Source organism: uncultured Amnibacterium sp. (assembly GCF_964244015.1).
Classification (GTDB): Bacteria; Actinomycetota; Actinomycetes; order Actinomycetales; family Microbacteriaceae; genus Amnibacterium.
This window is the reverse complement of sequence record NZ_CAXTHO010000100.1, coordinates 1-11,218: the sequence shown is the minus strand read 5'-3', so window position 1 is coordinate 11,218 and position 11,218 is coordinate 1. Positions and strand designations below refer to the sequence as shown.

At 73.8% G+C, this 11,218-nt stretch carries 13 protein-coding genes and 1 pseudogene; 7 read left to right on the top strand and 7 right to left on the bottom strand.

Annotated elements, in window-relative coordinates; all coding sequences use genetic code 11:
• Nucleotides 1–7: 7 nt before the first annotated feature.
• On the bottom strand, nt 8–442 hold the full coding sequence (locus tag ACFE67_RS11380) for a YdeI/OmpD-associated family protein (protein WP_375406993.1): 435 nt from the start codon (nt 440–442) through the stop codon (nt 8–10).
• 39 nt (nt 443–481) lie between these two features.
• Nucleotides 482–1,609, bottom strand: coding sequence for a metallophosphoesterase (locus ACFE67_RS11375; protein ID WP_375406992.1), 1,128 nt, complete (start codon nt 1,607–1,609; stop codon nt 482–484).
• Between the two features lie 249 nt (nt 1,610–1,858).
• Here ACFE67_RS11375 and ACFE67_RS11370 point away from each other — a divergent pair, with 249 nt between their 5' ends.
• Nucleotides 1,859–1,993 (top strand): hypothetical protein, encoded by a 135-nt coding sequence (locus ACFE67_RS11370; RefSeq protein ID WP_375406991.1) that lies wholly within the window; start codon nt 1,859–1,861, stop codon nt 1,991–1,993.
• A gap of 272 nt (nt 1,994–2,265) precedes the next feature.
• Here the strand turns inward: ACFE67_RS11370 and rlmN are convergent, their stop codons facing one another.
• Nucleotides 2,266–3,513, bottom strand: a complete 1,248-nt coding sequence (gene rlmN / locus ACFE67_RS11365) for a 23S rRNA (adenine(2503)-C(2))-methyltransferase RlmN (protein ID WP_375406990.1) — start codon at nt 3,511–3,513, stop codon at nt 2,266–2,268.
• A 26-nt stretch (nt 3,514–3,539) separates the two neighbouring features.
• The gene (locus ACFE67_RS11360; protein ID WP_375406989.1) at nt 3,540–4,727 is read right to left on the bottom strand and encodes an MFS transporter; all 1,188 of its coding nucleotides are present in this window, start codon (nt 4,725–4,727) and stop codon (nt 3,540–3,542) included.
• 265 nt (nt 4,728–4,992) lie between these two features.
• Between ACFE67_RS11360 and ACFE67_RS11355 the strand changes: the two genes are divergently transcribed.
• The 3 genes and pseudogenes from ACFE67_RS11355 (at nt 4,993) to ACFE67_RS11345 (ending at nt 7,666) form a co-directional block, all read left to right on the top strand.
• A complete protein-coding gene (locus tag ACFE67_RS11355) occupies nt 4,993–5,775 on the top strand; it encodes a DarT ssDNA thymidine ADP-ribosyltransferase family protein (RefSeq protein WP_375406988.1) in 783 nt (260 codons plus the stop codon).
• A 43-nt stretch (nt 5,776–5,818) separates the two neighbouring features.
• Nucleotides 5,819–6,275: pseudogene (locus ACFE67_RS11350) on the top strand (RNase H family protein); the annotation flags it as partial.
• Between the two features lie 440 nt (nt 6,276–6,715).
• Nucleotides 6,716–7,666 (top strand): aldo/keto reductase, encoded by a 951-nt coding sequence (locus tag ACFE67_RS11345; protein WP_375406987.1) that lies wholly within the window; start codon nt 6,716–6,718, stop codon nt 7,664–7,666.
• Nucleotide 7,667: 1 nt separating this feature from the next.
• On the opposite strand, the gene ACFE67_RS11340 is transcribed toward ACFE67_RS11345, so the two are convergent.
• Together ACFE67_RS11340 and ACFE67_RS11335 are read right to left on the bottom strand one after the other, a co-directional pair.
• Nucleotides 7,668–8,078, bottom strand: coding sequence for an SIP domain-containing protein (locus ACFE67_RS11340; RefSeq protein WP_375406986.1), 411 nt, complete (start codon nt 8,076–8,078; stop codon nt 7,668–7,670).
• 54 nt (nt 8,079–8,132) lie between these two features.
• On the bottom strand, nt 8,133–8,486 hold the full coding sequence (locus ACFE67_RS11335; protein WP_375406994.1) for a DUF5997 family protein: 354 nt from the start codon (nt 8,484–8,486) through the stop codon (nt 8,133–8,135).
• A 42-nt stretch (nt 8,487–8,528) separates the two neighbouring features.
• Between ACFE67_RS11335 and ACFE67_RS11330 the strand changes: the two genes are divergently transcribed.
• Nucleotides 8,529–9,188, top strand: coding sequence for a LysR substrate-binding domain-containing protein (locus ACFE67_RS11330; protein ID WP_375406985.1), 660 nt, complete (start codon nt 8,529–8,531; stop codon nt 9,186–9,188).
• A gap of 5 nt (nt 9,189–9,193) precedes the next feature.
• Here ACFE67_RS11330 and ACFE67_RS11325 read toward each other — a convergent pair whose 3' ends face one another.
• Nucleotides 9,194–9,580: a YchJ family protein gene (locus ACFE67_RS11325; protein ID WP_375406984.1), complete on the bottom strand. Its 387-nt coding sequence runs from the start codon at nt 9,578–9,580 to the stop codon at nt 9,194–9,196.
• 63 nt (nt 9,581–9,643) lie between these two features.
• On the opposite strand from ACFE67_RS11325, the gene ACFE67_RS11320 reads away from it, so the two are divergent.
• Complete coding sequence (locus tag ACFE67_RS11320) at nt 9,644–9,841, top strand: hypothetical protein (RefSeq protein WP_375406983.1); 198 nt, start codon at nt 9,644–9,646, stop codon at nt 9,839–9,841.
• A gap of 44 nt (nt 9,842–9,885) precedes the next feature.
• A partial coding sequence (locus ACFE67_RS11315; RefSeq protein WP_375406982.1) for a phosphoenolpyruvate carboxylase occupies nt 9,886–11,218 on the top strand: 1,333 nt, incomplete at its 3' end.

Here is an 11,218-nt window from a genome sequence, read left to right as displayed (position 1 = left end):
CGGACGCTCAGCCGCGCACCGCGTCGACGGCTGCGGCGACGCGACGGGCTCGGGTCTCGGGCGTCTTGGCGCTCTCGATCGAGACGACGTGCGCCTTCCTCCTGCTCGGCGCCAGCGCGTCGAACGCATCCCGAGCACCGGCCTCCGCGAGTGCGGCCACGAGATCCTCCGGAACCACGAGCTCGGGCGGCGGCGCGAGCTCGAGCGTCACCTCGAGCGCGTCCCCGCCCGCGATGCCGCTCGCCGCCCGGTGCTCGGCGGAGAACGGGATGAGCGCCTGTCCGCCCATCGACCCGACGGTGCTGGAGTAGCGGTAGCCGTTCACCACGATCGCGAGCGATGGGCGCCGGCCGCCACCCAGCGCCGCCAGCACCTCGGGCGGAACGGGGATGCCCGTGTTCCGGCCGATCAGGTGCATGGTCGTGCGGTAGTCGATGCTCACGCGGTCATCCTGGCAGCGCTGCGGAGCGCGGGCGGCTGCTCAGCCCGCGGGGAGGAACGGCCGGACCGGCACGCTGTGCCGCGCGACCGCGGGGACCTCCACGAGTTCGCGCTCCGGGTAGCGGAGCGCGACCAGCGCGCCGCCGAACACGCAGCCGCCGTCGACGCAGACCGTGCCGTTCCGCCATGCACGAGCAGCGGTCGGGGTGTGGCCGTAGACCACCGTGGCGGCGCCGCGGTAGCCCTCGGCCCACGGGAGACGGACCGGGAGACCCGCCTCGTCGGTCTCGCCGGTCGTCGGGCCGTGGAGGCACAGGCTGCGGACGCGGTCCGACTCGTGGCCGTGGTACCGCTCGGCGAGGCCGGCGTGGGCGACCACGAGGTCGCCGCCGTCGAGGACGAGATGCGCCGGCAGTGCGGCGAGGGCCTCCCCGACCGCGATGCGGAACTCATCCGGCTCCTGCGCCAGCTGCGTGAGCGAGACGTCGAGCCCACTGCAGATCTCGACGTCGTGGCCGAGCAGCGCGCGGCGCAGCGCGTCGTCGTGGTTGCCGAGCACGCTCAGAGAATCGCCGGACGCGAGCATGCCGAGCACGAGGCGGAGCACACCGGTCACGTCGGGGCCGCGGTCGACCAGGTCGCCGACGAACACGGCCGTGCGGCCGGCCGGGTGCTGGGCGCCATCCGGCCGGCCCGCCCCGTCGAGCCGGACCTCGTAGCCGAGTCTCGCGAGCAGGAGCAGCAGCTCCTCCAGACAGCCGTGCACGTCGCCGATGACGTCGAACGGGCCGGTCAGATCCCGGTGGTCGGAGTCGGCCGGACTCCGCACGACGGCGAACGTCGTGGACTCGAGTTCGGTGACGGAGCGGAAGCGCGCCCGGGGCAGCGCGAACGCCTGCTGCCCGAGGACGATCGCGTCGACGGCGCGGTCGAGTCCGACGGCGAGGGTCAGCAGGTCGGCGACGCGCACGGGATCCGCGTCCTCCAGCGGCACCGCGACGAGCAGCCCGTGCTCGAGGCGAGCGGTCAGGTCCTCGTCCGACCGCACGACCTCGTCGGACCGGAACGCCCGCCGGGTCGCGCGGACCGCGCCCGACCCCAGCACGAGCACCAGCGCGGGCCCGGGGATCCGGACGGCGCGTGGCACGGCTCGCTGGCGAATGGGCACCGGCACATCCTGCTCCTCGACGGGCCCCTCCGTCAGTCCTCATCAGCGGGGCGATCCCAGAGCGCGGCGCAGTCGAGGCAGACCCGCCGCGCGCCGGGCTGCTCCCCGGGCACGGCAGCGAGCAGGACCCGCTTCCCGTCGCACATCGGACATCGCACACCGGCGATGGTGCGCGCTCGCTCGGACAGCGGTTCCGCACCCCCTGCATTCGGGGTTTCGCACCGGGCGGCGCTCGGACATCATTCCCGCATGACCGGCTCCGACATCGCGATGCTCGCGCTGACGGTGGCCGGGTTCGCGCTGATCGCGATGCTGCCCTACGCGGCCTTCCGCCTGGTCGAGGTCGTCGAGGACGCGATCGACCGGGCACGCACCCGCGCCTGAGCCCTACGCGGCGACCTGCAGATCGCCGTGATCGCAGTGGTCGCACGCCGCATCGCAGGCGCACGGCGGCGGGCAGTGGTGGGAGTGGCGGCAGGAGCACATGGATCTCTTCCTTCCGTGCAGCTGTGGACGGTGGGATCGAGGGTGCGCCCGCCTCCGCGCAGCGCCCGGTTGCGACCCGCGCCCCAGTCCGGGGGTCGCGCGACCGCACGATCGACGCCGTGTCCCTGATCCGACCGAGCGCTCCGTCGAGTCAGGGATGGAGCGTCGAACTAGGCGTCGGCCGCGGCGAGCTGGCCGCAGGCGCCGTCGATCTCCGTGCCGCGGGTGTCGCGGATCGTCGTCGGGATGCCGGCGGACTCGAGGCGGCGCACGAACTCCTGCTGCACGTCCTTGTCGGAGGCGGTCCAGATGGAGCCCGGCGTCGGGTTCAGCGGGATCGGGTTGACGTGCACCCAGCCGCGGCCACGCTCGTTCAGCTTCTGCGCGAGCAGATCGGCGCGCCACCCGTGGTCGTTCATGTCCTTGATCAAGGCGTACTCGATCGACACGCGGCGCCCGGTCGCGTCGAAGTAGGCGCGGGCGGCGTCGAGTGCCTCGTCGACCTTCCAGCGCGAGTTCACCGGGATCAGCTCGTCGCGCAGGTGGTCGTCGGGCGCGTGGAGGGAGAGGGCGAACGTCACCGGGAGCTGCTCCGCGGCGAGCTTGTGGATCGCCGGCACGAGGCCGACCGTCGAGACGGTGATGTGCCTGGCGCTCATCGCGAGACCGTCCGGGGCCGGTGCGACCATCGTGCGCAGCGCGGACATCAGGCGGTTGTAGTTCGCGAGCGGCTCCCCCATGCCCATGAACACGATGTTGCTGACGCGCTCCGGGGTGGTGCCGCTGCTCGTGCTTCCGCCGGCCGGCCGCTTGCCGCCGAGGTCGCCGGCGGCGATGACGCGGTTCGCGCGAACGACCTGGTCGACGATCTCCGCGGCCGACATGTTGCGGGTCAGGCCGGCCTGCCCGGTCGCGCAGAAGGGGCAGTTCATGCCGCAGCCGGCTTGGGACGACACGCAGAGGGTGATCCGCCCCGGATAGCGCATCAGCACCGACTCGACGAGGGCGCCGTCGTGCAGCTTCCAGAGGAACTTGATCGTGTCGCCGCGGTCGGTCGCGAAGCGCCGGACCTCGGTCATCAGTTCGGGCAGCAGCCCGGCGACCAGTTCCTCCCGGCCCGCGGCGGGCAGGTCGGTCATCTCGGCGGGGTCGGCGGTGTACCTGGTGAAGTAGTGGCGGGCGATCTGGCCGGCGCGGAACGCGGGCAGCCCGAGCTCGACGAGGCGGGCGCGGCGTCCCTCCGGGGTCAGGTCCGCGAGGTGCACCGGCGGCTTGCCGCGCTTCGGCGACGCGAACTGCAGGAGGGGGCGCCCGTCGGCGTCCTTCTGCTGCTGCCAGCCCTCGGTCGCAGGCCGGACCTGCGCCGATCGAACGGCTGTGGACCGGAGCGCCGGGGTCGGGAGGGCGTCGGCAGGCATCCCTGCAGGGTACGGGCCCGAGCAGCTCAGGGCGCGTGCGCGTCCTGTCTCGGCACGAGCGGCAGGGCGAGCAGCGGCGCGACCGCCACCAGGCCGAACGCGAGGGGGTAGCCGACGAGCGCGATCACCGCGCCGACACCCGGCGCGACCACGGAGGCGGCGACGAACTGGCCCGTGTTCTGGATGCCGAGCGCGCGCCCCGACCACGCCGGACCGGCCGCCTCGGCGACCGAGGTGAACGCGAGTCCGTTGTCCGCGACGCTGATCGTCGTCGTGAGGATCAGGAGGATCGCGGCCGGAGCCGCCCAGTCGACGGCACCGGCCGCGGAGAGCAGCAGCAGGCCGACCACGCCGGCGACCGCGACGAGGCGGAGCAGGCGCATCCTCCCGAACCGGTCGCTCACCCCGCCGACGACGATCCGTCCGCCCGCACCGACGAACTGGGCGATCGCGACGACGACCCCGGCCGCCGCGGCCGACCAGCGGAGGTCCGCGATCAGCCAGACGAGTCCGAACGTCGACAGCGTGAACTGCGGCACGACGAGCAGCACGGACACGAGGTGCACCCGCAGCAGGAACCGGTCGCGCTGGTAGGGGTTCGCGGAGGTGACCGACGCGCCGCGAGGCGGGCGCGGCGGGTCCGTGATCCCGACCGCGCAGGCGACGGCGAGCACGCCGGTGGCGACCGCGCCGACGACGAGCGGCAGCCCGATCCCGCCCGCCTCGGCGAGCGGCGGGACGACGAGCGCGGCGACGGCCACCCCGAGCGGCTGCGACACCTGCCGGATGCCCATCGCGAACCCCCTCCGGCGCCGCGGGAACCAGCCGACCACGACGCGGCCGCTCGCCGCGCTGCAGCTGCCGGTGGCACCACCGGCGAGCAGCAGCAGGATCCCGGTGGGCACCAGACCGCCGACGACCGCGGCGAGCGCCGTCAGCGCCCCCGCCAGCGCGAGGCCGCCGGCGATCACCCACCGCTCCCCCACCCGGTCCGTCAGCGCGCCCCACGCGACGAGCGTGAGGACGAGCCCGACGGTGGGCGCGGCGACCAGCACGCCGACCTGCGGCAACGGGATCCCCTCCTGCAGGTGCAGCAGCGGGATCAGGAAGGCGGGGGTGGAGACGACGAGCGTCCCGGCCGCCTGCGCCAGCACGCCGAGCGCGAGCATCCGCCAGGCCGACGCCGCGATCCGCACGTCGCCCGTCGTCGTCACCGTTCGATCCTCGCGGTCGGAGCGCGACAGCAGGTCTGAGGAGCGACAGCAGGGCAGGATCGGCGTCTCCGTCCTGCTGATGGTGCTGAGTCCTGCTGAGCCCACGCCAGGCGGTCCCGACGCGTCGCGACTCGGCGTGCCGGCCGTGCCGGGTGGGGATCGTGCTCGGTCCGTGGCGACCGGCGCGCGCGGGACGGGCGCTGACGCCGTACCGTAGAAGGGGCCCGGGGAACCGTGAGCCCGGAGCGAGGGGCGGCGATCTGACGTGGCGGAGTGCATCCACGGCTTCGAAGACGGTCTGTGCGACATCTGCTTCCCGCGGGTCGCGCCGGAGCCCGTCGCAGTAGCGGCCCCGCCCACGCGGACGGCGTCGCGCAGCGCGACGCGCGTCATGAAGCCCGCGAAGCGGCATGCGGGCGCGCCCGGCGGCGCCCCCGTCAAGGTTCCGCCGTTCGCGACGCGGCGGCTGTACCACGTGACCCCGCTGGCGAACCTCGAGTCGATCCTGATCGACGGCGAGATCCGGCCGATCGGCTCGGGGGTCACGCCCGACCTCGACGTCGCCGCACCGCTCGCCCGCGAGCTGCGCGCGCACGCCGACGTCGGCGACGGTCGGCACGTCGACGAATTCGTGCCGTTCTCGGCCTCCGCGGACTCCAAGCGCTGGGCCGAGCTGCGTGAAGGAGCGGAGGAGCCCCACTGGTCCGCCGCCGCGCGCGCGCTCACCGCCGCCGACTACGCGGTGCTCGTGGCGGTCGGCCGCGACCTGCCTCCCGACCTCGTCGTGACCGACGGCGATGCCGCGGCGCCCGCGACCCGGTTCACGCTCTCCGACCCGGCGAAGGCGATCGCGCTCGCCGCGCGCACGGACCCCGAGCTGGCGACCGTCGAGGTGCTGGTCCCGACCGCGGTGCCGCTCACCTCGGTGAACCTGATCGCCGTCGCGAACGAGCCGGTCCGCATCCGGGTCCGGCAGATGTTCGCCGACGTCGAGGGCGCACCGCCGCGAGTCGTCGTGCACCCGCCGTGGTTCGCCCAGGCGGAGTGACGGCCGGCGGAGCGCGACCCGGACGCCTCCGTACGATGCCGGGGTGACGATCACCGCCGCTGCTGACGGATCCGCCCTGGGCAACCCGGGCCCTGCCGGATGGGCCTGGTACATCGACCGGGACCGCTGGGACGCCGGGGGCTGGCCCCACGGCACGAACAACATGGGCGAGCTGAAGGCCGTGCTCGAGCTGTTCCGTGCGACCGCAGGGGTCGACGACGACCTGCTCGTGCTCTGCGACAGCCAGTACGTCATCAACTCCGTCGTGAAGTGGATGCCCGGCTGGAAGCGGAAAGGCTGGCGGAAGGCCGACGGCGCCCCCGTGATGAACGTGGAGCTGATGCAGGAGATCGACGAGGCGATCGCGGGCCGCCGCTACCGCTTCGAATGGGTCAAAGGCCATGTCGGCCACGAGCTGAACGAGGCCGCCGACGAGCGTGCCCGCGCCTGCGCGACCGCCTACCAGAACCGCTCCGACATCCCCTCGGGACCGGGTTTCATCCCGCTCGGCGCACCCGTCGCCGGCCGGCCCGCGCCCGTCCCCGCCCCGCGCTCGCGGCAGGTGACGCTGGACCTGTCCGCGGACGAGTGGGACGCGCTCGAGCGCCGAGCCCGCGCCGCGGCCGTGTCGCCGGAGGCGCTGCTGCGTTCCCTCGCCACCGGCGCCCGCTGACGGATCTCGCAGACACGCCGATACCAGCCGATCGGGTCTTGCGTCTGGCACTGGTCGGGCGCATCCTGAAGCTCTGATCGATCACGCGGGAGGCTCGGAGGCAGTGCCCCGGCCCCCGGGTGGTCGACGCAGTGTTCGATGGCTTTCGATCCGCAAGCGGATCGAAAGCTGTGTCGCGGTTGCGGCCCTGAACGGGCCGTAACCTGCGACGCTGCGCCCGCCCGTCTCGATCAGCCAGCGCGTGCGACGGGGCGCCAGGATGGGTCCATGAACACGCGGACGCTGGGATCGACCGGGATCGTCGTCACGGAGCTGTGCTTCGGCGCCAGCCCGATCGGCAGCCTGCCTGGGCCGGTCGGCCACGACGCCGAAGACGACCGGGGCGTCGCCACCGTCGAGGCGGTGCTGAGCAGCCCGATCCGGTTCATCGACACCTCCAACGGCTATGGCACCGACGGGCAGAGCGAGCAGCGGATCGGGATCGCCCTCGCGAGGACCGGAGGGTTGCCCTCCGACGTCGTGATCGCCACCAAGGTCGACCCGGCGACCGGCGGCACGGACTTCTCCGGGGACCGCGTACGGCGATCGTTCGAGGAGAGTCTCGAACGGCTCGGGCTCGACCGGGTACCGCTGCTGCACCTCCACGACCCCGAGCGGATCACGTTCGAGGAGGGGGTCGCACCGGGCGGGCCGCTCCGTGCCCTCGTCGACCTGAAGGAGCGCGGCCTCGTCGACGCGATCGGCGTCGCCGGCGGCCCCGTCGGACTGCTGCGCCGCTACCTGGACACCGGTGAGTTCGACGTCGTCCTCAGCCACAACCGGCTCACCCTGCTCGACCGGTCCGCCGAGCCGCTGTTCCGCACCGCGCGCGAACGCGGCATCGGCGTGCTGAACGCGGCGCCCTACGGCGGCGGCATCCTCTCCCGCGGCGTCGCCGCCGTGCCGCGGTACGCCTACGGGCTCGGCGCGGCCGAGGCGGTCGAGGCCGCGAGGGCGATGGAGGCCGTCTGCGCGCGGTACGACGTGCCGCTCGGCGCCGCGGCGCTGCAGTTCTCCCTGCGCAGCGACCTCGTCGACTCGACCGTCGTGGGCATGTCGGATCCGACACGGATCGCGGCGACGGAGGCGCTCGCCGCGACGCCGATCCCGGATCCGCTCTGGGACGAACTGGCTTCGCTGCTGCCGGCGCCCGCGAGCTGGCTGGACGCGGGCGAGTAGCTCACTCCGCTTCGGGGAGTCCCATCGCCGCGGCGGTCATGGACCGCTCCTGCAGCAGGCGGTACCGGTCGGCGATGTGCGGCGCGGCGCTGCAGCCGACCCAGGCGATGCGCCGGTCGTTCCGCTCGCCGACGGGCATCCACTCGGCCGTCCAGGCGTCGATCGCCGCGGTCAGCAGCACGCCGCGCTCGGGGACAGCAGCACCCGTATCCTGCGCTCGGAGCAGCCAGGTGACGGCCACGCGCGCGGGCGTGGGCAACGACTCGATCTGCTCGGCCGATACGACCTCGATGTAGATCTGACCGTAGGCGTCCGCGGGCAGCGTCGCCGCGAGCGCACGCAGGTCCCGCAGGTCCGCACTGTCCCCCGCGAGGAGGACGGTGGGGCCGGGTCGACCGCGATGGCTGCGCACACCCACGAGTTTAGGTGTGCCTCACCTCACCTGGGTGAGCGAATCACGAATTCCTCAGGCGTCGGAGGCGCGCTCGCGCTTGATCCGCGCGTTCTCGGCCATCACGGCCGCGTGCGTCTCGCGCTCGCGGAGCAGCCAGTCCGGCTTGGCGGTCAGCAGCGCCTGGATCTCGTCGGTCGTCAGCGGCTCGGTCAGCTCCGCGCGACGCAGGCCCGCGACGGAGACGCCGAGACGGGCCGCGACCACCGGCCGCGGATGCGGGCCCGACCTCCGCAGCTCGACCAGCCACTCGGGCGGCTCATCCTGCAGCTCCTGGAGCGTCGTCCGCGTCACCGGAGCCGCCCGGAACGCCTCGGGGGTGGCGTCGAGCAGCACCCCGAGCTTCTTCGCCGCGGTCTCGGGCTTCATCGTCTGCTCCTGCGCCACGACGGGAACGCTACCCTCGGGGCGGTGCCGGACCCGTTCGTGATCGGCGTCGTCACCGGCGTCACCCCAGACCGCTGGGTGCGGGTGTGGCGCGAGCGGATGCTCGACGTGCCGCTCGAGATCACGGCGGTGGACGACGTCGCCGCCGCGCTGCGGACCCGCGTGCGGATGGTGTTCGCCCGCCTCCCGGTGGACGGGATGGACGCCTCCGAGGTCCACGTCATCCCGCTCTGGGACGAGACGCCGATGGTGGTCGCCGCGAAGGATCACCCGGTGAAGGTGTTCGACGCGGTGACGGAGGCGGACATCGCGGAGGAGCAGGTCCACCCGGGCTGGGACGACGGCGTGCTCGACATCGTCGCAGCAGGCCACGGGATCGCGCGGATGCCGCAGTCGGTGTTCCGGGCGACCGGGCGCCGTGATCTCGTGGCGCGGCCGGTGAGCGACGCTCCCCCGAGCCGCGTGGGCCTGGTCTGGCTACGGGACGACGCGGACCCGTTCGTGGCGGAGTTCATCGGCATCGTGCGGGGCCGCACCGCGAACAGCTCCCGCGGCGAGGCCGCCGAGCCGCCGCCGCCTCCGGTCGCGAAGGCGAAGCAGAAGGCGGCGCAGAACGTGCAGCCCGCCCGGGCGGGCCGCAGCAAGCCGAAACCTGCTCCGAGGGCCGGCAAGCGCCGCCGCTGACCCGGTCAGTCGACGATCTCGCCGTCGAGATAGACCCAGCGGCCGTCCTCGCGGACGAACCGGCTGCGCTCGTGGAGCACCCCGGCGCCGTCCGCCGACCGGGACGCGGCGCGGAACTCGACGACGCCGGTCGTGTCATCGGCGCTCCCCCGCGCGGTGTCGACGATCTGCAGGCGCCGCCATCGCACGCGGTCGTCGAGGTCGAGGTCGCGCGGACGCGTCGCATCGGCCCAGGTGGCCAGCAGGTAGGCGTCGAGCCGGAGCGCGAACGCCGAGTACCGCGACCGCATCAGCGCCTCCGCCGTCACCGCGGGTGCGCCGTCGTGCAGCGGCCCGCAGCATGTCGCGTAGGTCGCCCCGCCGCAGGGGCAGCGGTCGTCCGCGGTGATCACGCCTCCATCGTGCGCCACAGCGCGGTGCGCGCCTGAGGGCGACGCGAGGAGGAGGATCGGCGCGTGGGGTTCATGCTGTCGGTGCGCAAGTCGGTCGGTCTCGAGGGGCCGGAGGACGGCGGGCTGGGCTCCGCGCTGCGGAACCTGGCCCAGATCGAGCAGTACGGCACCGTCATCGAGCGCGACGCGGGCTCCGACCCGGGCGCGACCACCGACCCGGCGGCGCTGCCGTGGCCGTTCAAGCACTCCGACCCCCAGTGAGCCCGGTGTCCGAACCCGACACACGCGCGCCCTAGCGTTGTCGCATGCCTGAGACCGTGCTGCCGGAGGCCGTCGGCCGCTTCGAGGCCGAGCAGGAGATCCCCGAGCGGATGCGCGCGCACGTACGGCTGCTCGGCGAGCTGCTCGGCAGGGTGCTGCGCGAGAGCGGCTCCCCCGGCCTCTACGACGACGTCGAGCGGCTGCGGGTCGCGACGATCCAGGCGTACACCGATGAGACGGGCCGTGCGTTCAGCGCGGCGATGGCCATCGCCGACGACCTGACGGTCGCGCGGTCGGACGAGGTCGCCCGCGCGTTCACCGCGTACTTCCACCTCGTGAACCTCGCGGAGGAGCACCAGCGGATCCGCGTGCTGCGCGAGCGGGACGGCCGAGCGTCCCGCGACCCGGCGGACTCGGTCGGGAGCGCGTTCGCGCACCTGGCCGGCGAGGTCGGTGCGGAGACCGCGCTGGAGCGCCTCCAGTCCCTCCGGTTCCACCCCGTCTTCACCGCGCACCCCACGGAGGCGCGTCGCCGTGCGGTGTCCTCGGCCATCCGGCGGCTCGCCGACCTGCTCGACGACCACGACGGCGCGTCCGGCGCCACGCAGGTCGGCCGGGTGGAGCGCAGCATGCTGGAGGAGATCGACACGCTGTGGCGCACCGCGCCGCTGCGGGCGGAGAAGCCCTCCCCGGTCGACGAGGTCCGCTCGATCATGGCCGTGTTCGACGAGACGCTCTACACCGCGATCCCCGCGGTGTACCGCCGCATCGACGACCTGCTGCTCGGTGAGAAGTCCGGCGTGGCGGCGCCGCTCGTCCGCCCGTTCGTGCGCCTCGGCACGTGGGTCGGCGGCGACCGCGACGGCAACCCGTTCGTCACCGCCTCCGTCACGAAGCAGGCGGCCGCGATCGCGAGCGAGCACGTGCTGCTCGGCCTCGAGCGCACGGCGGCCAGGGTCGGCCGCACCCTGACGCTCGATGCGACGACCACCCCGCCGTCCGCTGCCCTGCTGTCGCTCTGGCAGCGCCTCCGCTCGGCTGACGAGGAGGCCGCGGCGGAGGTCGCGAAGCGCTCGCCGGACGAACCCCACCGCCGCGTGCTGCTGCTGCTGGCCCGCCGCATCGCTGCGACGCGGACGCGGGACGCGGACCTCGCCTACCGGACACCGGACGATCTGCTCGCGGATCTGACGGTGCTGCAGGAGTCGCTCGTGCGCTCGGGCGCGCCACGCCAGGCCTACGGCCACCTGCAGCAGCTGATCTGGCAGGCCGAGACGTTCGGCTTCCACCTCGCCGAGCTGGAGGTGCGGCAGCACTCCGCCGTGCACGCGAAGGTGCTGGCCGAGATCGAGGCCGGTGGCCCGCTCGGCGAGCAGG